This window comes from Pseudomonadota bacterium, from assembly GCA_039033415.1.
Lineage (GTDB): Bacteria > Pseudomonadota > Gammaproteobacteria > Xanthomonadales > SZUA-38 > JANQOZ01.
In genome coordinates, this window is record JBCCCR010000004.1 from 83,872 (window position 1) to 105,983 (window position 22,112).

At 59.0% G+C, this 22,112-nt stretch carries 17 protein-coding genes; 7 read left to right on the forward strand and 10 right to left on the reverse strand.

Going from position 1 to position 22,112, the window contains the following annotated elements:
• Positions 1 to 24 precede the first annotated feature (24 nt).
• The 4 genes from AAF358_04345 to AAF358_04360 form a co-directional block, all read right to left on the reverse strand.
• Positions 25 to 3,405, reverse strand: coding sequence for a mechanosensitive ion channel domain-containing protein (locus AAF358_04345; GenBank protein MEM7704757.1), 3,381 nt, complete (start codon positions 3,403 to 3,405; stop codon positions 25 to 27).
• A 250-nt stretch (positions 3,406 to 3,655) separates the two neighbouring features.
• Complete coding sequence (locus AAF358_04350) at positions 3,656 to 4,144, reverse strand: ATP-binding protein (GenBank protein ID MEM7704758.1); 489 nt, start codon at positions 4,142 to 4,144, stop codon at positions 3,656 to 3,658.
• 3 nt (positions 4,145 to 4,147) lie between these two features.
• Positions 4,148 to 4,498, reverse strand: coding sequence for a hypothetical protein (locus tag AAF358_04355; protein MEM7704759.1), 351 nt, complete (start codon positions 4,496 to 4,498; stop codon positions 4,148 to 4,150).
• Positions 4,499 to 4,661: 163 nt separating this feature from the next.
• Entirely contained in the window at positions 4,662 to 5,486 is an 825-nt protein-coding gene (locus tag AAF358_04360) for a sterol desaturase family protein (GenBank protein MEM7704760.1), read from the reverse strand.
• 84 nt (positions 5,487 to 5,570) lie between these two features.
• Between AAF358_04360 and AAF358_04365 the strand changes: the two genes are divergently transcribed.
• Positions 5,571 to 6,227 (forward strand): Crp/Fnr family transcriptional regulator, encoded by a 657-nt coding sequence (locus AAF358_04365; GenBank protein ID MEM7704761.1) that lies wholly within the window; start codon positions 5,571 to 5,573, stop codon positions 6,225 to 6,227.
• Between the two features lie 14 nt (positions 6,228 to 6,241).
• On the opposite strand, the gene AAF358_04370 is transcribed toward AAF358_04365, so the two are convergent.
• On the reverse strand, positions 6,242 to 8,434 hold the full coding sequence (locus AAF358_04370) for an acylase (GenBank protein ID MEM7704762.1): 2,193 nt from the start codon (positions 8,432 to 8,434) through the stop codon (positions 6,242 to 6,244).
• 108 nt (positions 8,435 to 8,542) lie between these two features.
• On the opposite strand from AAF358_04370, the gene AAF358_04375 reads away from it, so the two are divergent.
• Positions 8,543 to 10,756, forward strand: a complete 2,214-nt coding sequence (locus AAF358_04375; protein ID MEM7704763.1) for a putative Ig domain-containing protein — start codon at positions 8,543 to 8,545, stop codon at positions 10,754 to 10,756.
• A gap of 78 nt (positions 10,757 to 10,834) precedes the next feature.
• Here AAF358_04375 and AAF358_04380 read toward each other — a convergent pair whose 3' ends face one another.
• Both AAF358_04380 and AAF358_04385 read right to left on the reverse strand, forming a co-directional pair.
• Positions 10,835 to 11,293, reverse strand: a complete 459-nt coding sequence (locus tag AAF358_04380) for a GNAT family N-acetyltransferase (protein ID MEM7704764.1) — start codon at positions 11,291 to 11,293, stop codon at positions 10,835 to 10,837.
• A gap of 234 nt (positions 11,294 to 11,527) precedes the next feature.
• Positions 11,528 to 13,444: a bifunctional serine/threonine-protein kinase/formylglycine-generating enzyme family protein gene (locus AAF358_04385; GenBank protein MEM7704765.1), complete on the reverse strand. Its 1,917-nt coding sequence runs from the start codon at positions 13,442 to 13,444 to the stop codon at positions 11,528 to 11,530.
• Between the two features lie 510 nt (positions 13,445 to 13,954).
• Here AAF358_04385 and AAF358_04390 point away from each other — a divergent pair.
• Positions 13,955 to 14,857 carry a hypothetical protein gene (locus tag AAF358_04390; GenBank protein MEM7704766.1) on the forward strand — a complete coding sequence of 301 codons (903 nt, stop codon included), beginning with the start codon at positions 13,955 to 13,957 and terminating at the stop codon, positions 14,855 to 14,857.
• Here the strand turns inward: AAF358_04390 and AAF358_04395 are convergent.
• Positions 14,854 to 15,258 (reverse strand): hypothetical protein, encoded by a 405-nt coding sequence (locus tag AAF358_04395; GenBank protein MEM7704767.1) that lies wholly within the window; start codon positions 15,256 to 15,258, stop codon positions 14,854 to 14,856. The two genes, AAF358_04390 and AAF358_04395, sit on opposite strands and share 4 nt — an antisense overlap.
• Before the next feature lie 202 nt (positions 15,259 to 15,460).
• On the opposite strand from AAF358_04395, the gene AAF358_04400 reads away from it, so the two are divergent.
• Complete coding sequence (locus AAF358_04400) at positions 15,461 to 16,522, forward strand: hypothetical protein (GenBank protein ID MEM7704768.1); 1,062 nt, start codon at positions 15,461 to 15,463, stop codon at positions 16,520 to 16,522.
• 239 nt (positions 16,523 to 16,761) lie between these two features.
• On the forward strand, positions 16,762 to 17,799 hold the full coding sequence (locus AAF358_04405) for an alpha/beta hydrolase (GenBank protein MEM7704769.1): 1,038 nt from the start codon (positions 16,762 to 16,764) through the stop codon (positions 17,797 to 17,799).
• An 87-nt stretch (positions 17,800 to 17,886) separates the two neighbouring features.
• Here the strand turns inward: AAF358_04405 and AAF358_04410 are convergent, their stop codons facing one another.
• Positions 17,887 to 18,669 carry a sterol desaturase family protein gene (locus AAF358_04410; protein MEM7704770.1) on the reverse strand — a complete coding sequence of 261 codons (783 nt, stop codon included), beginning with the start codon at positions 18,667 to 18,669 and terminating at the stop codon, positions 17,887 to 17,889.
• 230 nt (positions 18,670 to 18,899) lie between these two features.
• Here AAF358_04410 and AAF358_04415 point away from each other — a divergent pair, with 230 nt between their 5' ends.
• Complete coding sequence (locus AAF358_04415; GenBank protein ID MEM7704771.1) at positions 18,900 to 19,508, forward strand: TetR/AcrR family transcriptional regulator; 609 nt, start codon at positions 18,900 to 18,902, stop codon at positions 19,506 to 19,508.
• 126 nt (positions 19,509 to 19,634) lie between these two features.
• Here AAF358_04415 and AAF358_04420 read toward each other — a convergent pair whose 3' ends face one another.
• Positions 19,635 to 20,273 carry a hypothetical protein gene (locus tag AAF358_04420; GenBank protein MEM7704772.1) on the reverse strand — a complete coding sequence of 213 codons (639 nt, stop codon included), beginning with the start codon at positions 20,271 to 20,273 and terminating at the stop codon, positions 19,635 to 19,637.
• Between the two features lie 266 nt (positions 20,274 to 20,539).
• Here AAF358_04420 and AAF358_04425 point away from each other — a divergent pair, with 266 nt between their 5' ends.
• Positions 20,540 to 22,069 carry a carboxypeptidase gene (locus AAF358_04425; protein MEM7704773.1) on the forward strand — a complete coding sequence of 510 codons (1,530 nt, stop codon included), beginning with the start codon at positions 20,540 to 20,542 and terminating at the stop codon, positions 22,067 to 22,069.
• The last annotated feature ends 43 nt before the right edge of the window (positions 22,070 to 22,112 follow it).

Genomic DNA, 22,112 nt, shown 5'->3' on the forward strand with positions numbered 1-22,112 from the left:
TCCCCAAGGCCAGTTAGTGGGCGACTAGGGTGAGTCGGAGGAATCCGACTTAGGCGCCCCAAGCGAGTGCTGGAGCTCAGTATCGATAGACCGCACGTGCAGGTCGCGCTGAGGAAACGGGATCTCGATGTCATGCTCGCGCAGCGCGTCCAAAATGGTCGAGTGGACGGCGTGCATCAGCGGCAATCTGTCCGACAGCTGCCGCGAGTAAACGTACAGCTTAAAGTCGAGCGAGCTGTCGCCGAAGCCCACAAAGTACACGCTGGATTCCGGCTCATCGAGCACCAGCGGCATGGTCCTGAGCGTTTCACGCATCACGCGTGTGGCCAGCTCCGTGTCCGAGCCATACGCAATACCCACCGGGACCACCACCCGAGTGATCGGGTCTGAGAGCGTCCAGTTCACCACGTGATCAGTAATAAACGCTTTGTTGGGGACAATAATCTCTTTGCGATCCCAGTCAGTGATGGTGGTGGCACGGATACGCACCTTCGAAACTTTGCCCGTCAGATCGCCGACGGTAACGGTGTCGCCGACGCGAATCGGCCGTTCAAAGAGGATGATCAAGCCAGAGACAAAGTTCGCGACAATCTCCTGCAGGCCAAAACCCAGACCTACCGACAATGCGGCCACCAGCCACTGGATGCGAGACCAGTTCCAGCCGACGATGCTGAGAATCAACACCACGCCGAGGGTGATGACGGCATAGCGCAGGAGCGTGTTAATCGTATAGCGACCGCCCGGCTGCAGCTTCAGATGCCGGAGCACCGCTATTTCCATCAGACCCGGCAGATTGCGGGATACAACCACCGTCACCAGGCCGATCAGCATGGCCAGAAGGACGTCTGCCAACGATACGGGTTTGACCAGCTCTTCGCCGTCAACGGTCACCGTCTGAGTCCAGAGACTGACGTCTTCGAGCACCGTCAGCGCGGGAAATACCTCAGCCCAGATGGCCCAGCCACCTAGGATGCCCGCGATAATCATGCCGGCCTGCAGCAGCTTCTGAGTCTGCTGGTCCACCTCGTCCAGGTCCAGCGGCGTGCTCTTTACGGGCACGGGCTCACCCTCAGGGTCCGATTCACCCGCCGGCTCCTCACTGGCGGCAATCTCCGCCTTGAGCGCCTCTCGCCGCTCCCGAGTCTGCTGCACAAATATCTTGCGGCGCTCGAGAGCCAGCCAGCGACGGATGACCAGGCTGATCAGGACCAGCCCCAGAACCAGCCAGACGGTCTCAACCGATTTCTCCACGAGAATGGCTGCGGTGTACAAATAGCCCACCAAGGCGAGCAGGGCCAGCAGCAACGGAATGCCGACATCGAGCCCAAACCACAGCCATTTGAACCGGCTCAGCCAGCTGTCAGGCCGGCGAGTGTAGTAAGACGCACCGACGGCCATCCGCGGGTGCCCCAGCGGCCAGGCGACGGCGGCAAACAGGCACATGAGCAGCACAAATGCGAGCCGCCCAAGGCTGTCGCGGTAAACCGTTTCGGCGGTTGAGAGCCCCAGCACCGTCAGAAACGCCAGGGGTATACCGATCATGATCAGGCGGTCCAGCTGACGCCGCACCATCGCCACGTTTTCTTCCTTCCAGCTGAAATGGGTGCGCAGCACGCCTTTGGGTGCTGACAGCACTCGGATAAACAGGATGTTGTAGAGAAACGGCCCGGTCGTCAGAAATGCCGCCGCCAGAGAAACGGAGAAGTCTGTGGGATCTGGGATGTTCCGCACGGCGATGCCGACCAGCCCCAGGGCCAGCGGCACGGGAATCACCTCGACGGCTGCAATCGCGAGTGCACCGATCGTGATGAGAATTCGGTCACTTGAAAGCTTCCCGAGACGCTTGTTGAGCTCGCGGTACCAGCGCTTCAGCGCTGGCTGCAGCGCCAGCAGGCCCAGGACAATCAGGAGCGCGACGGACACACGCAGCGGCGTTCCAGTCAGGGTAGTGAATGCCGACCGAGCGGTTTGCGTCCAGCTCGTAGGGGATGCCGCCCAGGAAACCGCTTGCCTTAGCCCCCCCAACGTCGTCGGTCCAACCGGCTTGCTGTTGGGGATCCAGATCAGATTTTGGTCCAGAAAACCGCGGAAGGCCGAGGCGCTGACCAGCAGCTGCTGCTGCGCAGAATCCAGGTCGCCCAGAAGACGGATATAGGTGCGGTAAGTGCGGGCCGCTTGCTCCAGCAGTTCACGCCGATTCCTCAGGAGCTCTAGCGCCTCACGCCGGATCGTCCCCAGGTCATCGGCCGCCGTAAGGTCTTCACCCACCGCATCCATCACCTGCTCGACGGCGGCGTCGAGGGACGTCAGATCACGCCGCTGCTCCTCAACGCGCACCTGCGCCAGACCGATTTCTGCGAGCGTTTCTCGCCGCCGACGAACGTCGAGGCGGTACTGGGAGAACTGCGGCAGGCTCCGACGCTGGTCGACAAACAGCCTGCCCGTAGCCTGGGAAATGCCGCCGATATCGAGCCGTTGCCGGGCGCGTTCCCGGGCCTGCTCCACCTGTTCGATCTGAGATTCCACCTCGTTGAGCTCGGCGGTGGCTTGCTCGATCTGCGCAGCCGCGGTGGGCAGCTCGCGGGTCAGCTCCAAGTTGCCTTCCGCAATTTGCCGCAGGGCCGGGTGTTTGTCCGCGGCGGCCAGCTCCGCCTCGGCCGCCTGGGTTTGCGCCAGCTGCGCGGCTGCCTGTCGTGCCTGGTTGACCGTCCCTTCCAGCAGGGCAACCTGCTGAGAAGCTTCGGCCGAAGCGAGCTGGGCCGTGTCGCGCTGCGCGCGAAGCAGCTCCAGACGCAGGTCGTAACTGAGCTGTTCTTGCTCTAGCTGCGCCAGCTCTGCCCTACGCGTCTCTCGAGTAAGCGCAGCGGTAAGTCGCTGCGCCTCAGCCAGAATAGCGGTGCCGCCAGCTGGCGCAGGCGTGCTGAGCTGTGCCGCAAGGTCATCCAGCGTTGTTTGCAGTTCAGTGATACGGGCCCGGATCGCCGCTGGACGTTCGCGCTGCGCAGCAAGTGCGGATTCCAGTTGATTCAAATTTGCCTGTGCATTCGAGGCCGCTGCCGTTTCACGTGCAAGCGTCTGCTCGAGTTCACCGAGCGTCGCGTCCGGCGAGACACCCAAATCCGCAAGCGACGAAGGCGCCACCGTTGATTCATCCAGCTCTGTGCGAAGCCGCGCAATCTCTGTTGGGGCGCTATCAAAAACCGCGCCGAACGCCTGGGCATCGGCGTCGTAAGTTGCCCGGGACGCCAGCTCAGACCGGGCCTTACGGAGCTCGTTGACAACGTCAGCTCGGGCATCTTCGCCGAGATCGTCACGAGCCTCGACAGCCTCGATGGCGGCATCGATCTGCTCGCTGCTGATCGTTCCGTCAGCCTGAAGCGAAGGGATAGGCGACTCCTGGGCCAAGGAGAGCCCCGACCCCGCCAATAGGATGCTCCCGAGGAGGAGCACACGGCAAAGGTGCCTTCTGAAAAAGCCGCCTGGTTCACGCCGAGAAATGAGGAAGGAGGACCCGCTCACCCTACGGAGATTATCACGCCAATCGATCGAGTACCCCGCCCCAGCGGCGCTCATACGACCTAACCGAACCGGTGCCGACGCCCCAGTGCTTGGACTGCAAACACAGCGACAGTTCATGCCTCTCGAGATGAGACGGTCACTCGATGACTGTTATCGTCAGCCCTTCGTCTTCGGACGGTTCTTCAAAATACTGCGTAACCTCACGAAATACGGCATCCGTATCAAAAGCAGCTCGGTCCGGTTGATCCGTTCGTCGTTTGGCGATTTGTCGCAAGCAGCGCTCGTCACTCCTAGCTAGGAAAATAAGCTCGTGCTTCGCACCCGCATCATCGGCAAGCACCTTCAGCCAACGCCGTTGCTCCACGGTATTAGCCGGAAAATCGAGCACGACGTTGGTTCCCCGCTGCAGGAGCGCGACAACGTGACTCCTGATCGCCGTCTTAAGCTGTCGCGAGAGCCTGACATAGTCATCCAGGCTCTTAACCTGGCCGGGGTACAGGGCCGCGAGCCACTCGTCTTCCGATAGTCGAACAGCGTTTCGTTCGCGCGATAGCTGTAGCGATTTCGTCGACTTGCCCGCCCCCATTTTTCCAGCGACGAGCAGCAGTACTCCGGACTCGCTCATCGTTTAAGGCGCAGTTTTTGACCAGTTGACCGCGCGGCCCTCGTCCCGCAGCTCCTGCACCCCACGGCCGTCGCAGTTCGCCAGATTTTTCCCGTTGACCACGTTTTCCGCATCGATGATCAGCACAACCGGGTCGGAGGTCAGGGTTTTATAGAGCGTCCGGCCGGTTTTGGTGTGGGCGCTGATATAGAAAACGAGTTCGTCCCAGGGCAGCACGCCTGTTGGGTCTTTAACGGAACAAATGATGGCGTCAGGACGATCGGCGACCAGCGCCGAGTGAGCGGGCGGCGAAGCGATAAGCACGGCCAAAACCGTCATGAGAAACACACCGCAGTGCCTGAAGAACGCTGACATAAGATCCTCCTTTTGATCGCTGATTGAGCCAGGAACGGCGTCTGAATTCAGCCATCCTTCGCGATTCAACAGGGCCCCGCATGGGCCAAAGGTCGCCAGTCAGCTTTTCTCGAGCCAGAGGGTAAGGATTGTCGCGTTTTGGACTAGTCGCCCGTGCGGATTTTTAGGTCGCCTCGCGGGATGTCGCCGGTGCCGGTTCAACCGACCTGATCAGTGGCCAGAGCAGCTGCTCGCCGACGGTTGTGTCAGGCAGATTCTCGACGCCGATGGCCTTGGGATAGGTGCGCGTAATCTTTGCGGTCCCGAAAAGCACGTCCCAGAAGAACAGCAGATTGCCGTAGTTGCCTTTGTAATGTGTGGCCGAGTCCGCAGCAAACTTGCCGTGGTGGGCGCTGTGGGTCGCCGGTGTCGAGATCAGCCGCTCGACCACCCACATCACCGGCGAGAGCCAGCGAATCTTGTACAGCGGCTCGTCCCAGCGAACGTCGCAGTGGGCGCCGATGATCACCAGCATCTTGACGACAATGTAACCCGCGTAGACCCAGCCGAGGCCGAGATAAATCAACGCGCCAGAGAACCAGAGCCCCGGCATCATCGCGTAATAGAAGATGTTGTTCCGGTACACCACACGGACGGACAGATAGTTGGCGTTGTGATGGGGACGATGCAGCTTGTAGAGCCACGGCACCGTGTGTGAAAGCCGGTGCCACCAGTACTGAGTCATATCATCAAACACCAGGAACAGCCCGATGGCCGCCACCACCGGAATCGTGCTCAGCGCACCAGCCGAATCGGGCCAGATAAGGCTGGCCAGCAGCCCGCCGCCAGCGAGGGCCAGCGGCTGGGTGAAAAGCAGGAGCGTCACAACGCTCGCAACCTCAACAACGGCATCATCGCGCGATTGACCGCGTTTCGAAAAGAATCGCGTTTTCGCCACCTCGAGCGCGGCAAAAAAGGCAAAAATCAGCAGGATAACGAGCTTGTCCATGGCGGTTTACCGTTTAGCTTGCACGCCAGACTACGGCGCAGCGGCAGGTTAAAATACTAACTTTTTAGCATTTCGGAATTTTCGATGCCGGTTCACCAAAGCCTGCTGGAACTGATACCGCCAAAACTTTTGCCGACGGTCAAAGCGGCGGGAACCACAAGGCCCTATGCCGATGGCCAGGTGATCCATACCCAGCAGGCCGCCTCGGTGGGTCTGTCGATAATCCTCCGCGGCCGAGTACGCTTTGGCCTTTACGCAGAAACCGGCGCCTTTAACCTCACCGGCCTACTCGGATGTGGACACTGCTTTGGTGAAGCGACACTCTTCGCCGATCGACGGCGCGCCTACCACGCGGAAGCCTTTGGTGAGACCGAAGTCCTGGCGATCGGAAAGCGAGCCTTCGACGCCCTTCATGACGCACACCCCCCGTTTGCCAGAGCCGTGACCGTGACCGTCACACAGCGCCTCTATGAAGCACTCGACATCGCGGATGATCTGCGGCGGCGAGGCGTAGAGCAGCAGATTGCGATGCTGCTGTTGCGGATCGCCAGAACCGGTGGCTTTGATGAAGATGACCTACCGCTGCGACAGGCCGACATCGCCTTTGCGCTGGGCATGTCTCGGGTCAGCATCGGAAAAGCCCTTGACCGTCTCAGCCAGCGGGACCTGATCCAGCTGGGCTATGGAAAGATCACGATGATCGACCGGCAGGCGCTGCTCGAGCTGGGGAATGCAGCCTAGTGGGCTGTTTTCTGTCACCCACCCGGTCGATAGGTCTTTACGGCTCTAGCCTCGACATCCTCTCGGTAGTAGGCAACGTCTTTGAACTCGCCATTGACGTAGCGATCGGACTGGTCGTCAAAATGTGGCGAACTTGGGTCACCGCTCTGACCACCGGCCAGCATCGTCTTCGCGCGAACCCTGTCGCCGAATTCAACGACAGCAACAAAGCTATTGCCGGCGACGCCGTAGATTCTCTTGGTGCCTGGAAAGCGGCGCGCGCCGTAGGAAGCTAGTGCGCCCCAGTTGCCTGACGCCATTCCGACCGGGAGGCTGGGTGCGTCATCATCATGCGGGTGGGCAATGTCGCCGGTGAGGCGCTGGAATCGATTTACTTCTCCCCAGGCAATTTGCCAACCACCAAAATCTTCGTTCAGCATCTCGACGGTGGCGGCGAAGATGTTAAGCCGTTCGCGGTGATCGGACTGCGTTGCGTAAAAGTTGATCTTCTCCATACGGCTTAAGCCATCGGGCGCTGAGCCGTCCCGTCGATATCGCGTGCCGTAGAAATGGGCCAGGGTCATGGCAACGGATTCGGTTGCGACGCGATAATCCCAGCCGCGGAGTACGTCAACAGCCTCGGCGAGCCGCGGATAATCCGCGCCCGACGTATCAAACGCTTCGATCAGCCCGGGAATCAGCTTCTCGAAGCCGGGCAGATACGGGTCGTACGCCAGTTCAATCAGGCCGTCCAGCGTCAGATCGGACACGTCGTCCAGAACGCGCAAGGCGTGAACGCCGCGGAAATTTTCGGGGTCTGGCGCCATGTATACGGGGTAATCAGCCGAGTCTGGGCTGTAAGGACCGGCTGCGGTGAAGGGCGTTGAGTTACAGTTTTGCAGCCAACCGTTCTCGGGATTCAGCAAGGTCACAATCTCGTCGACGGTATGTAGCCCCTGCCAGTCCGTGGCGGGATCACTGCCGTCAACCGGTTTCGAATAGTCGAAGCGGCGATCGCGACGGGGAACAAAATTGCCGTGGTAGTAGGCGATATTGCCGCCTGAGTCAGCGTAGACGGTGTTGTTCGATGAGTTCGTTCGGATATCCATCATCGCCCGGAAGCTCTCGTGGCCGTCCTGTTTGGTTCTGACGAAAGACTGCCGTAGCGCGTTGACCGGGTCCCAGTTGATCTTGGTTGCTACCCATCGACCGTCGAGCATGTGGGTGACCGGCCCGTGATGGGTCCGATACATAGGGAACGTCCGCTCGTTAAGCATATCGCCGTCCTTGTATCTGAGCGTGACCTCGGATACCTCCACCGGACGCATTTCATCGCCATAGCGATACATCAGCGTGCCGTCGATCTCAGAGACGTCCTCAATAAACTCGTCCATGAAATCGACCCGGGTAGAGGTATGCATCCAGCCCGTGTCTTCGTTGAAACCCTGATAAACAAAAAACTGACCCCAGGTGACTGCGCCGTAGGCGTTTAGGCCCTCCTCGCTGACGACGTGCACCTCGCCGCGAAAGTAAAACGAGGTATGCGGATTGATCAGCAGCATCGCGTCACCTGATCGCGTATGCGTACCCGCAATTGCAAAGCCATTCGACCCACGAGGCTCGTCGTCAGACTCCTCTGCGGCGGCAGCAAGCTGCGCCACACTCTCTCCCGATCCATAAAAGGCGCGGATACCATCGAGCGGGATCTGCTCGATGTCGCCGCCAATAGAACCCTCAAAAAAGAACATCGGCATCCAGGGCTCAAACTTGGTGATCACCTTGGGTTTCACATTCGGGTGGGTTGCCAGATAGTAGTTCAGCCCATCAGCAAACGCATCGCAAAGAGCCTGCAACCAGTCCGGCGCCGCCTCGTAGGCCGCCACAGCCTCATCTGTCGTCATATACAGGCGAGCTCGAAGATCGCTGAACAGTGCCTCTTCACCTTCCGCTTCCGCCAGGCGGCCGATCGCCCAGTAGTAGTTTCGTTCGACCCGGGGAAAGTCGTCTTCGGCCTGGGCATAGAGAAGCCCGAAGACCGCATCAGCATCACTTTTTGCGTAGATGTGCGGAACGCCAAAATCGTCGCGAATGATCGTGACCTTTTCCGCCCGCGCCTGCAGGCGTTCGAGCTCCGACTCGACAGGGGATTTGAGCTGCGGCGCACAGGCTGCGAGCAAAACGATGAAAAGGAACGCACAACGGCGAAGCCAGAGCACAGAATGGGTCATTGGTTGAGCCTTGCTTGTTGGGTAACGGGCTACCCTGCAACAGGGCCCGCACATTCTACCGCTGCGACAAGGTATGGCGCGACGCTGAAGTTGTTCTACAGTAATGCTATGAAGATCCGTCAACGCTTTTCGCCCCTGCTGCTGGCGGTGCTGGCTATGCCGGCAGCCGCGCAGACGACGCTACTGGACCAGACCGCCGGCTGCACGATCGCCAACGGTCAGGCCATGAGCACGCGATTCACTCTCACGTTCAATTTTGGCAGCGGTTCTAATCGAATCAACAACACGGAAAGCGCTGACGATTTTGTTGTGCCGGCTGACGAGACCTGGACGATCAACACCGTGCAGGCCTTCGGTGACATCAATATTGTCGGGGAAGATGTGCGGATCCGCGTCTACGAGAACGGCAGCAGCCTGCCCACAGGCAGCCCCGTCTGCGACACAACCGTCGAAGCGGAACCCCCGGTTTTTAACAAAGGCCTACTTGAGCTCACCTTTGGTCTTCGGACGGATCTGCCCACCGCCTGCGTGCTCGACGAAGGTCGCTACTGGCTATCGGTGCAGTATGTGGACGTCGAGCCGCTCGCAAACTGCGGCGGCGACAACTGCCCTCCGTGGTACTGGGCTAATGTAGACAACGGTAATGGCGCACTGCAGTGGGCCATCCGGGATCCGGAAAGCGATATCCCGGAGATCAGCTGCACGAGCTTTGGCCCGGCGCCAAGTTGTGTGTCAGAGCCCACCCGACGCGACCTGTGTTACTCGATGGAGGGCAGCGTCATCAATCAGGTTGGACCCTTCGTCACGCAGCAGCTTGTGCAGGAAACGGTCATCGCGGGATCACCGGTCGATCTGAACTACGCAAGCCTGTTCTCTGACCCCAACGGTGACCCGCTAACCTTCAGTGCAGCGCCCAGCTTGCCGAGCAGTCTGCAGCTCGACTCCCTCAATGCCGATATCACCGGTACGGTTGATTCATCGCTGATCGGGGTCGACCCGGTTTTCTCGCTGATTGCCACCGACAGTACGGGACGAAGCGGGAACGATATCGCCAGCGACGGAGATCTAGACGTAGCGCTACGGGTAGAAGACGCCAACGGCGTCCAGCTGCCAGACTTTGCCAGCGATGTGGTGGTTCGTTGTGGCGGCCAGGCATCCTCCTCAGGCACTTTTTCCAGTAGCGTGGACTTTTCGGAGCCAGGCGACTGCGGCCGGTATAGCGGCCCCAACTGCGAGCCGATCGACGAAACCGCGCGCGTGATCAATGCATGGGTTGAGACCCACATCGACCATCCGAGCGTCGCGGATCTGTCCCTGCTGCTTGCGAGCCCCGACGGCTCGGTGCAGCCACTGCTGGCACAGCCTGGCGCCAGCCAAAATCAGAATTGTGAGAATGCGGAGATCAACGCGCTGTTCAGCGACGCCGCGCGCTGGCCTGCTCAGGCGCAGTGTGCCAGCCCTATTGCCATCCTCGGAGAACTTGAACCCGACGTCCCGCTGGCCGGCTTCCGAAACCTTCCCGCTGCCGGCTCGCAACCCTGGCGTCTTCAGATCAATAACGCGGGAAGCGCTGAGGCCACCCTGGAAGGTTGGTGCCTGGCTCTACAGGTCGACCGCGACGGCAACCAGGTTTTCCCGCAGGCCAACCTGCCCGGCTCCGCGGAGCTGGTGGATTTGACCAGCACCGACAGCGCGACCCGTAGCGGGATGCTGAACGGCACGCAGGAGGTGGACTGGTATCGAGTGGTTCAGCCGATAGACGAGGTCAAGACTCTGGAGGCAGAGGTAAGTACAAGCAACAATCTGCGGGTGCAGGTTTACCGATACCTGTTCGACAAACGCGCCGAGTTCAATCCAGATCGGGCCGCCGGTGATTGCGCGTCGGACAATCTGGTCTTAACTCGCGCTCTAGCGCCGGCTGGACAGGAGTACTTCCGAATCCAGGCCTGCGAAGAGCAAAGTGTCGGTAGTTACACCATAGAATTTCGAAAAGTTGGAGACTCGACTTTCACCTCCGGCAATATCGAGCTTGGTCAGATCACCGGCAGCATCGTAGACGCAACCAACGGCACCCCAATCCTCGGGGCATGGATTAGTGGCGATGGTGGATCAACCTTCTCCGACCCCACGGGCGACTTCGACCTTGCTGCGCTCGTTGGGCCTCTGGAGCTGAGCGTATTTCACCCGGACTACCGAACCGCGGAGATCGACCCGGTTACGGTGACCGCCGGCAACTCAATCGCTGTTCCGACAGTTGAGCTGGTGCCCTTCGATTACGTGGCTGTCCCCAACCAGATCGTGTTCGAAAACGGTTTTGAGTGAAACACGCCGCAGATGATCCCGAGTGAGGGCTAAGACGAAATGCGCTACGCCAGCCTGAGCTGACGTAGCGCAACCTAGCTATCGCATCGGTTTCCGGTAGGTCACCTTATCGTCGCCGTCAGTCCAGTAGTCACGGATCACAGCCTCCCGCTCATAGCCGCACCGTTCATAATACGCTCGGGTTGCCGAGAAGGCCTCCAGACCGGAGGTATCAACGATGAGTAACCGCTCATCGGCCAAAGACTGCTCAACGCCACCCAACAGCGCCTTTCCGAGGCCGCGGCCCTGCTGCTGCTTTCGCAAACCGATCGCGAGGAGGTTCCACGTACCTTCCGTCAGCGGTTCGCGTCGACAGTAGCTAAAGCCGACGACATCACGATCGTCGGTTTCACACACCAACCATCGATCGTCGCTGCCGGAGCCAGATAGAAAGGGATTGATCAAGTCGTCGAGCATTTCGACGGGAAAAAGCTCGGTGTCTTTTAACACCAACGAGATTGCAGGCAGGTCTGCCTGGGTAGGAATTCTGATATTCACTGCGAATCATCCTTTATGGGTTTTGTCAGGGCACACGCCCCTGCGCGCCGATGACAGGCATCAGCGCGTCCAAAAGCATCAGATTTCTGGGTCCTTGCGCGACCCGCTTACGCAGCCATGAAAATCTCTAGTGAAACGCGACTTAAGGGTACAGCTCGGGACGACCAGCGTCGAACGAAGCGGCGTGGTCGCAAAGCTGGGTCCCAAGCCAAGCCCCAGCGGAGCAGCAAGCGATCAGGGGCTTTCGGGAGTCTCTCGAACGAGGCGTATGCCAACGGTTGGATAGCCCTGGTCAGCCTGAAGCGTCTCCTCGTGTTCCAGCATGGATAGATCGCGCCCGTCTTCCCAAGACGTCCCGCGGACGACCCGAAGCGAGCATCGCTCCACGCCTTCCGGCACGGTCTCGGCGCAGTCGCTGGTCCACTCGCTCACGTTGCCTCGCAGATCTGAGATTTGCAGTCGGTTCGCCTTAAAGCTGCTGACCGGCGCCGTGAAGCGATGGCCATCGGCGCAGCTGAACTGGCCGCTGGAAAACAACTTTTTGCGTTCTCGGCCGGCAACGTTGCCGGTTTGACACGCGGTGTTCGCCTCGTGCCCAATCAGAGCCGCGTGCTGCCACTGGCGCGCGCTGGGAATCCGGTAACGATGTCCACTGCGCTTTGAGAGCCAGGCCGCGAAGTCGACGGCGTCCTGATAGCTGACGCAGGCAACCGGATGGTCATCACTCTGAATATAGCCCGGTGCATACCAGGATTTACGCCGCAGCGAGATGCCATCGGGTTGACTGCACGGCCCGCCTGGCCGGCGCGTCGCCTGGGTGAATTCGCGATACTGCCCCACGGTGACTTCAACACCCGCCATCGCAAAGGCCTTGGACACCTCGCTGCCCTCGCCCTTCTCCCCCGTGAGTTTGCGCGGAACATAGTAGGAGTCGATGCCCGAAGGATCACGAAGCAAATCACCCGCTTCCCATGACTCTTTCTCCTCGGGTTCCTCCGTCTGAGTAGGCTCCGCCGAGCTTTGCGGCGGTGGCGAGCCATCTTGCTCGGGTGGCGCTTCGGCAGGTCTCTCCGATGGAGTGTTTTCCGGAACCGCCTCCTGGGTTTCCAGCTCATTCAACAACTCAGGCGGCGCTGCTGCAGCGAGTTCCAGCGGTTCTATCGCACCTACGCCAATGGCCGAACCCGTCGGCGCTTCGGCGACGGACACCACCGATTGTTCGAATTCATCCGTCGCCTCACGCTCGCGTGGGAAAAACCACCACAACATGACAGCACTCACCCCCACGATGCCCCACATGACTGGTCGCCTCGTATTTGGTGATAGCGAAGCAAGCGGAGTCGTGATCCCCGGCTGGCTGTCGCCCACGCGGCGAATGTCCTCGGCCATGGCGGCCACCGTCTGGTAACGGTCTTGCGGTTTCTTTTGCAGCGCGCGGTTCACGATGCGCTGCCAGCGGCGGTGAGTATTCGGCAACGCCGGCACCGGATCAGAAACGTGCGCAACTAAGATCGACACGTCGTCGGGGCCGTGAAAGGGTGGTTCGCTGGTCAGCATCTCGAACAAAACGACGCCCAGACTGTACACATCGGAACGCGGATCCACCGGCTTGCCTCGCGCCTGTTCCGGGCTCATGTGATGGCTGCTCCCGATCGTATGGCCTTCGCGAGTCACCCGAGAGGCAACCGAGCGGGTGGAAAACGCGATGCCAAAGTCCGCAATCTGGACGTTGCCCCGCTGATCAACCAAAAGGTTTTCAGGCTTGATGTCCCGATGCACGATCCCCTGACGGTGGGCGTAGTTCAGCCCGTCGCAGACCTGCAGGAGAATCTCGCTCAGCTGGGCGTCTGACTCGTAGGTGAAGTCCACCAAAGCCTCGGGGAGGTTGGGCATCGTATAGAACAGCCCGCCATCCGCAGACTCTCCGAAATCAAAGATGGAAACGATGTTCGGATGCTGCAGGCGACCGATGGTGCGCGCTTCATTGAGAAATCGTTCGGTGATCGAGCCATCGTCGTTGTCGGGCGGGCGCAGGACCTTCACGGCAACCTCGCGCTTCAGCTGCTCCTGCAGCGCCAGATAAACCACGGCGGTTCCCCCACGCCCGAGCTCGCGCAAGATGGTATGACCGGGGATGTTCACCGCAGTCATTCGGTCAAAAGTCCTATCCGTGACATGAGGCGACGAGCATACCGGAAGGGATTAGCTCGCCAAAACGACTTTGACGCTGAATAGGATTGGGCTGTCGGGAGTGAGAGGGCTGCGAGGCTGCGCAGCTGGGCCGGCCAACTCTTGGCGATGATCCGAATTTCACCACGCCAGAATCCGTCAAGGGCGGCGCGATTGAAGCCGCAAAACCGTGGACGAGTCAAGTGCGGATCGACGCCAAAACCCTTCGAACAAACTCGCTCTTTTCTCGGCTCTTAATCGGATTTTTCGATTTGGGCAATTTTTCTGATTTTCGCAACACCCTGTGATGAAAACTACCTGTAGCCTCGTACGGCTTTTTTCGCAGACTGTGCGCCGTGCGAACCTCAGGAGTGCTCAATGCAGGACCCTAAACTCCCGGTCCAAACGTATTCGGATTGCTTGCGGAGCCCAACTCAGCAATGGCACCTGACCGAGCTCAATCCCCGAGCTATGCGAGGCGTGCAGGTTCGGATGGACCGAAAGAGCTATCACGAGACGACCTTCCTGGACCATCGGATAGTGCGTCCTGACGATCAAAAAAGGCACCTGCTGTTCGACAAAAAGCGCCTTGACCGGAACCGGCCCAAACCAGCGGTTGATTTTGTTTTCCATATCTCATTTTGCGGATCCACCCTGCTGTCGCGCTGCCTGGATGTGCCGGGGCAAAGACTCGCGCTCAGGGAGCCGCTGGTACTCAGACAAATCTGGGAGGTCGGCAAGCTCTATCCGGAAGAGTTCAACAGCGCACGCCAGCGAAAATTGCTGCGGCTGGTCCTGCCCCTGCTATCCAAGCCGAGCGCACGCGGCGAATCGGTTTGCATCAAGCCGACAAACCTGATGGTCGATCTGGCCGAAGAGGCTCTCGCTGAAACCCGTGGAAAAGCTCTCTGCATGGTGCTGCCTCTGGAGTCATACCTTCTGTCGGTCGCCAAGAAGGGTTTGGAGACAATTCGGCGAATTGTTGAGCTTGGTGCTTTTTGGGGCAAAGCGATGGGCCTGCCCAACCCGCGAACGACCTTTCAATCCGCCGCAGTGTTTTGGGCGCACCATATGAACCGTATGCGAGAGGTTATGCAGCGAGCCCCCGGTCGCACCGCCTCTTTGGATTTCGAGCGATTTCTTGCGACGCCGGAAGAGTACCTTGACCAAGCAGTATCGTTCCTTGAACAGTCCAGGGGCTCGTACGATCTGGCGCCACTCAAGATCAACGCCAAAGCCCCAGACCAGCCATTTGACGCCTTACGCAGACATCAGTCTCAGCAGATGATGATGCAGACCCACGGCGCAGCGATTCGTGACGCCGCCGCGTGGCTAAGAGCGAACGTTGCGGGGGATGTCCTGCACTGGCAGCTGGAGAACCACCTGGGAGATTAGGTGTCCTCGGTATGCTCACCCGAACGGAGCCAGCGCCGAACGGCCCATAGCGACATCAACAGACTGACCAGCGACCCCAGGCCGACCAGCAGCTGCGGAAAACTCATCGAGGCAGGCCCGCTCTGCCCTGGCGTTTCGTCCATGCCAATGGCGATTGAGAAGCCCATCAAAGAAAATGCCATGAGTAGAAGCCCCGCCAGCGCGTCCGCCCGACGATCGCCCGGCTGCAGCAGCATAATCAGCCCGGCAAGAATAAACGCCAATCCGGCTAAAGCGAGCAGCCAGTTGCCGGCACCACCCTCCTCGGTTGGCAGCCAGCCAAGCGCAATCGACAGCGGGTAGAATCCAAGAATGATTACACCTATGGCGTAGCGTTTGGGCGGCGGTTTCTGTGCGCTCAATAGTTTTCGGATGGCATCAGCGAAATCGGAATGATTTCAATGTACTACATACGATCGTACGAACCCGCCTGGTCGCTCCGCCCATAGCCTCATCACGGCCTCGTTTCGCGCACGCAGCCTGCAGAACTTTCTCCCGAATGCCGCTAAACTCAAGGCATTGTCCTGCGACGGAGCCGGCGTCATGGTCCCTGGCAGAAAAGTATTGCTCAGCATCTCCGTTGCCGCGTCTCTGGCGCTACTGGCTGCGATATGGTGGTCGGGGCATGTGCCGCATCAAGCCGCTGTCAGCGATGTCAGCTTGCCTGAAGGCGCGGAACACACGCCGGTATTGGATGGCTCCGGCTCGGAGGGTTTGACGCCATCCGTGGCACCGGTTTTGCCAACGCCGGAAGACAAAAACCCAAACACGTTTGCTGCGCCGCCACTTACTCAGCCAGAAGGATGGACGGACACAACGACAGCATCCGGTTTGAATCCTGGCCCAATGGACACTTCACTATCGATCGAAGACACGCTCAAAGCACTTAAGACGGAGTTCAGTGAAACAAGCGCAGCCGAAGTCGCAGCCCGCAAAAGTGACGCCTCTGAGGGCAACGCCGAAGCGGCCTTATGGCTAGCGATGCTCTTTGAGGAATGCGCCGGCGCGGCACCAACTTATGACCTTCTTGATCGGCGTCTCAACCAGGTAGAGCAGCAGGTCAAAAACATTTACGAAAGCAACCCTGAAGCAGACCTAGGAGACTGGCCCGATCGGGCTACCCGAGAGGCCATCGACAAGTTTGAAATGTGCAGCGACATTCCCGGAAAGCCAGATCTGGTCCTGGAATCTTTTAACTATTTTGGCCTGGCAGCGGACTTAGGGCATCCGACGGCTCAACGTGCTTACCACGCACACGGGTTTAACCTACTGATGAATAACGGTCGTTTTGAACGTGGAGTCTTAGGCTTTGAGCAACCTATGCTCATCGAAGAATTCAAGAGTCGGGCAGAGCGCTATGCCACCACGCTCTGGCGTTCCGGTACGCCACACGCGCTGACACTGCTAGCCCGGATGTACTACCAGGGCGACGTTTATCCCAGAGATCTGGTTATGACCTATGCCTACGGCCAAGCTGCGACCCTCGAAGGTAGCGCCGGAATCCTGCAAGCAGGCAGCCAGTGGAAAGAAATCACCCGGTTTCTTATGACCCAGGAACAAATCGCTGATGCTGAGGAGCTTGCCCACGATTTGCTCCGGCAACACAGAGAGCAGGGCCGCCGCTAACTGACAACGCGATCTTGCGTATTCGCGTTTCGATTGGGTCAACACCTCAATGACCGATTAAGCAGCATCTGCTTTCTGGCGACGGACCAGGGCGTAACTGTGGTGCTCCGGTCAGCCATCGATTGATCGCTCCCTGTAACCATCGCGCACCTGGACCGTTTTGACGATTGAAGCAACTCGATGCAGAGAACTGCTTGGGATCTACCAATGGTCTGGAGGTCGTTTTGAAGCGCATTGCCATGCTAATTTTTTTCCTGGGATCCTTTTTTTCTTGCTTTGCCGAGACGCAGGAAAATTCGACGTTTGTTTTTCACTACCAGGATCTGAAGTACACCGGCGAAGTCCTCATTCCCAAGGCACCGGCAAAAGGCCTAATCATCGTCATTCCCGGGCACGGGCCGACGGAATTTGTCGGGGGCGATCAGTGGCTGGAGCTACGGGAATTCCTGGTAGACCAACACTACAGCGTTGCTTACTGGGACAAAGCCGGAAATGGCTTGAGCGAAGGAGAATACGACCACAATCAGAGTATTCAGAGCAGTGCCGAAGAGGCGGTGGCGGCAATCGCAGCCATCGAAGCGCAAAAATTTCCGGGTGCAAACAACCTGGGCTTCTGGAGTATCAGCCGCGGAGGCTGGATCGTGCCCAAAATCTCGGAGCTGTTGCCGAAGATCAAGTTTTGGATTTCGGTGAGTGGCACGACGGAGCTGGACAACAGCCGCTACATGCTCGAAGCGAACCTGAAAGCCGAAAAGCGCAGCCAGGAAGACGTCGAGCTATTGATGGCTGAATGGGATCACTACCAGCGTATCCTGGTCAGGGGTGGCACGCTCGAAGAGTTTTCTGAAGGCACCCAGCATCTGATGGCAGACCCCTATTTCAATTCCAATGACTTCCAAATGACCGAAGAGGTCCTGCACAACATCCAGTCATTTTTTCAGTCCGGCGAACTCACTTTTGATGAGGCAACCAATCTCGCGGTGATGTATCCAAACCTCGAGGAGACCCTCACCAACATGAACATTCCGGTACTGGCTATCCTGGGAAGTCTCGATACGCAGGTTGACTGGAAGGCCACCGGTGCGCTCTACGAAAAAGCGGCGAAAAAGGGTGATATGGAACTCTCGCCGGTCTATCTGGCCGGATGCAATCACGTTATGCAGCAAAGTGTCACTGGCGGCATCTACGAGGAACTTCCCGCTGACGCTCCAGCGTGTGATGGCTACTATGAAGCCATGGCACGCTGGATTCGCGAACTCCATCCGCCGAAACCCTAAACAAAAACCTCGCTGACCCACGGTCTCGTTGCGAGGCCCGCCGACCCCTGAGGGCTGGCGGGTCTAGTAGTTCTGGTCGTTAGTGTTTTAGACAGCTTGCGATGTCTCCAGCTTGTGACCGTCCTCTTCGGTCACATCTCGCCACAGCAACATATCCACCATGCGGTTTGACGCGCCGTGGTAAAAACCCGTTTCACTAGGAAATTGACGTGGGTTCTTAAACGTCCCTCCCAACATGTCGAAAATGGGCAGGTCGGAGAAGTTGTAGTAGTGCACGCCACGAGCATGATGAAGCGCATGACTCTCCGGCCGCTGAATGAGGAATCCGAGCCATCGTGGTGTCGCAATATTGGCATGCTGAAAGATGCCCAAAAACAGGGTCGCAAACAGAAACACGGTAATGGCGTCGGCACTTAAGCCAACAAATAGCGCGAGACTCAAACTGCCGACAAACGTAAAACCGGCCATATCAAGCGGGCTGAAATAGAACGCCCCGAACGTGTCCACGCGTTCTGCACTGTGGTGCACCTGGTGGAATCCCCGAAACAGAAATCCGCTCTCGTGCAGAGATCGGTGCCATAGGTAGAGCAACCCTTCATATACGAGCAGTCCAACCAGGGCCCCCGCGGCGGTGCCCAGCTCGGATAGGTCCAGCAGCTGATACTCAGCCAATTTTGCATCCCAGAGAATCGGTAAGTAGGACGACAGGAAAAAAAACAGTGCAAAAGACAAGAGACCTCTCATTCTCCAGCCCTTAACGGTGGGCAGTTTCCGCGCCGGGCGAAGTCGCTCCCAGATCATGAGGCCGGCGTAAAGCAAAAAAACGCCCAGTGAAATCGGGTCCAGCAAAAGTACGATGGGTGTTGGCATGATATTTCTCCAGAAATCTCGGACGCAGAGCAGAGTGCGGCGCCCCAAAGCAGCGCCGTCTGGTCAGTCGACCTATTCGAATGGGTTGGGTTCTAGGTTTGGAGAACCCTTTGGTCCTAGATCACGAACGCGAGGATTGTTCTGTTGTCCATGCTGCGATCCTGATGTAGACATTGACTACATTAGCTCACAAAGTAGTCATTGTCTACATTTTTTGTTTTACTGCCCTAATGGCCAAACCACCGCAGAAAGAGACATATCACCACGGGGATCTCAGGCGCGCCGTCATCGAACGGGCGGCCGAGATTATTGATGACGAGGGCGTCGAGGCGTTATCGCTGCGCAGCATCGCTCGCGATCTAGGGGTTTCGCACAGCGCGCCCAATCGCCATTTCAAAAGCAAGGCCGAGCTGCTGGCGGCGCTGGCGACCGAGGCCTATGAGCAGGCGCGCGATGCGTCGATTGCTGCGTCAGAAGCCTGCGAAGGCTCGGCCATTGCCAAACTCAACGCCATGGGCCGCGGTTTTCTTCGCTGGGCGTTGGACGAGCGCGCGCTATTTACGGCGCTCAATCACCCGGATGTGAAACGCAGCGCCGACACGAGACTCCTGGACAGCATGCGCGCATTCCAGCTGACCGTGCGCGATGCATCGATCGCTGCGCAGGGTGAAGGCCGATTTCCGGACGCCGACCCGAAGCTGCTGGCCCTATTCAACAATTCAGTGCCATTCGGCGCCGCGCTGCTGATAGACCATCCGGTGTTTGCTGCGGAAACGGATCATTTGACCCGCGACGAGCTGATTGAAGGTTTGATGGAGCTGGTTGTTCCAGTCGCGTAGCGTCCTTACTGTCGACGCCAACCACTTCAGCCTTTTCATTAAAGCGCTGATTGCTGGTTGGGTTGGCTTTCTTGGCAGAGCTTCCGCCAGGGGTCCAGCATCCCGCTCAGCCATGAGTCAGCGCGCTTAGTTCTCGCTGTCGGCAACCACAACCTCGCCGTAGCGACCGGGCTGATACTTACGCAGGCTGCCATCCTTGTTTCGGTAGGAAGACTCGGGCGAGCGCTGGACGCGAACAGCCTGCACGCCCGCTTCCATGGCGTCCTCGATATCGGAGTCGGAATCGCCGAAGTAAACGTCCAGGCCCAGACTGCGGATTCGCTCGGCCTTTCCGTCCGGCTCAAAGAACACATGACTCATCGGTATACCCAGCTCTTCGCTGAGGAAGGCTCGCAGCCCATCGCCACCAAATCCTGACCGAGCGGTGATGGCGTAGATCTCGATCCCTCGCTGCTGGTAGCGCGCAACAATCGAACGCGTTGAGGACTTTACCTGGCTGTTTCCCCGGTCGCTCCCGTTAACAAGCGTCCAGAAGGGTTCGGTGTCGTAGGCGTGCGGACTGGCCTGGCCAACGTCAAAAGCCGGCGTCGAGAACAGGAGCGTGTCGTCGATGTCGAAGCCGGCACGCTCCAAGTCCGGCAACGCTGCAGCCTCCTCCGCCGAAATGAATCGAAGCGAATCTGCATTGGGCACGTCGGCATGGCGGCACGCTCCCATCATGACGATAGAGATCAGGACAACGGACAGCCGAGCGACAGCGCACACGGGCCTTCTTACTCTTACGGACACGAACGAAACCCCCTTTTGGCTCGGGGCGAGAGTGTAGCACCGAGGCTTCGGAACCTAGCTATGGATCCGTTGCGATAACGTCAAAACCTCCAGCGCGCGGCGTCTGACGCAGGCGCCGGGAAGGCCGGATCGCCGATCAATCCCGCATTGGTGTCACGTTAGCCAATCGGCACAGCCGCCTGTGACTCCGACCGCGCCACAAACGGTACACTGTCCCCTGCCCTTTCACTCTGGAGCCGCCGATGCGAATTCTATTTTTTATGTTGCTGGCGCTTTGCCTCACAGGAAACCCTGCGATTGCTGCGGAAAAGAACGCTGAAGAGCCAGTCGCGATGGATGCCGAGCCCCGCGTTAAAACCACGCGACACTCGATCCGCATCGAAGGCAACAACATCGAGTACGACGCCTCCGTCGGCTGGCTGATCCTGCGCGACAGAAAGGGCAAACCCATCGCCCGCTTCGGCTATACGGCCTATACGCGTACCGGTTTCAGCGACCCAGCACGGCGGCCCATTATGTTCGCCTTCAACGGTGGCCCGGGCTCCTCATCGGTATGGTTGCACATGGGCGTCTTGGGGCCGCAGCGCGCCGTTGTGAATGATGCAGGTTTTGCACCGCCCCCGCCGGCCCAGCGCGTCGACAATGCTTACAGCGTCATCGACGTTACTGACCTGGTGATGGTGGATCCGGTCGGTACCGGTTTCAGTAAGCCGCTAGGTGAGGCAGATCCCAAGGAACTCTTTTGGGGTGTCGACGCCGACATTGAGTCCGTCGGCGCCTTCATGAAACAGTACATTTCTGAGCATGGCCGCTGGGCCTCGCCGAAGTACATCCTCGGCGAAAGCTATGGCGGCATCCGAAGCGCTGGCCTGGTGCACCATCTGCAGAACAATCACGGCATGCACTTCAACGGGGTGGTCGTGGTTTCACCCTTCCTGAGCATGGGTTCAGGCTTCGATGGAGCGAACATCGACCTGCCGCACGCGCTTTATCTATCGACCTTTGCGGCCACCGCCTGGTATCACAACCTGCTCGACGATCGGCCGGAGAATCTTGAAGCTTTTGTCCAGGAAGTCGACGAGTTTGCGCTGTCGGAATACACCGCAGCACTCCTGAAGGGTTACACGATTTCCCCGGCAGAGAAGGCGGCCGTAGCCGAGCGCCTGGCTGCCTACACGAGCGTCTCTGCAGACTATTGGTTGAAGGCCGACCTACGCGTTAGCCATCAGCAGTTCTTGCAGGAACTGCAGCGTGATAAACGCATCGTGACTGGCCGTGTCGACAGCCGCTTCCTCGGCCCGGCCGTTAATCCACTCGCCGAGGCGATGAACTATGACCCGTTCTTCCCGTCCGTTGGCCCCGCCTACACGGCGGCGTTTCTCGATTACCTGCACAACGAGCTCGAGTTCGGGCAGGACGAGACCTATCAGGTGTCCGCCTTTGGGGAAGTCGGCTCAAGTTGGGACTGGTCGCACACGCCTCCCTCGTCAGGCTGGGCCATGCCGTGGGCGGACCTGCGCCCGGATCTCTCCATGGCGCTGAGCACCAACCCGGGGCTGCATCTGCTGGTGCAGCAAGGTTACTACGATATGGCGACGCCGATCGGCGCCACCCGGTTCGATATCAAGCACCTCGACATCCCGGAAGAAGCTCGCGACCGCATTCGGATGGAGTACTACGAGGCCGGCCACATGATGTACCTGCACGAGCCGTCGCTGGAGAAGTTCCGGCGCGACCTGGCTGGCTTCATTCGAGATACGGACCGGCTCTGACGAACGAACTGGCTCGCTTTGGGGGGCCAAACCCAGCACCATC

What these genes read in the sequence shown, in the direction of transcription:
- AAF358_04350 (MEM7704758.1), bottom strand. Translation starts at nt 4,144, where the DNA reads ATGAGCGAGTCCGGAGTACTGCTGCTCGTCGCTGGAAAAATGGGGGCG.
- AAF358_04355 (MEM7704759.1), bottom strand. Translation starts at nt 4,498, where the DNA reads ATGTCAGCGTTCTTCAGGCACTGCGGTGTGTTTCTCATGACGGTTTTG.
- AAF358_04360 (MEM7704760.1), bottom strand. Translation starts at nt 5,486, where the DNA reads ATGGACAAGCTCGTTATCCTGCTGATTTTTGCCTTTTTTGCCGCGCTC.
- AAF358_04365 (MEM7704761.1), top strand. Translation starts at nt 5,571, where the DNA reads ATGCCGGTTCACCAAAGCCTGCTGGAACTGATACCGCCAAAACTTTTG.
- AAF358_04370 (MEM7704762.1), bottom strand. Translation starts at nt 8,434, where the DNA reads ATGACCCATTCTGTGCTCTGGCTTCGCCGTTGTGCGTTCCTTTTCATC.
- AAF358_04375 (MEM7704763.1), top strand. Translation starts at nt 8,543, where the DNA reads ATGAAGATCCGTCAACGCTTTTCGCCCCTGCTGCTGGCGGTGCTGGCT.
- AAF358_04385 (MEM7704765.1), bottom strand. Translation starts at nt 13,444, where the DNA reads ATGACTGCGGTGAACATCCCCGGTCATACCATCTTGCGCGAGCTCGGG.
- AAF358_04390 (MEM7704766.1), top strand. Translation starts at nt 13,955, where the DNA reads ATGGACCGAAAGAGCTATCACGAGACGACCTTCCTGGACCATCGGATA.
- AAF358_04405 (MEM7704769.1), top strand. Translation starts at nt 16,762, where the DNA reads ATGCTAATTTTTTTCCTGGGATCCTTTTTTTCTTGCTTTGCCGAGACG.
- AAF358_04410 (MEM7704770.1), bottom strand. Translation starts at nt 18,669, where the DNA reads ATGCCAACACCCATCGTACTTTTGCTGGACCCGATTTCACTGGGCGTT.
- AAF358_04415 (MEM7704771.1), top strand. Translation starts at nt 18,900, where the DNA reads ATGGCCAAACCACCGCAGAAAGAGACATATCACCACGGGGATCTCAGG.
- AAF358_04425 (MEM7704773.1), top strand. Translation starts at nt 20,540, where the DNA reads ATGCGAATTCTATTTTTTATGTTGCTGGCGCTTTGCCTCACAGGAAAC.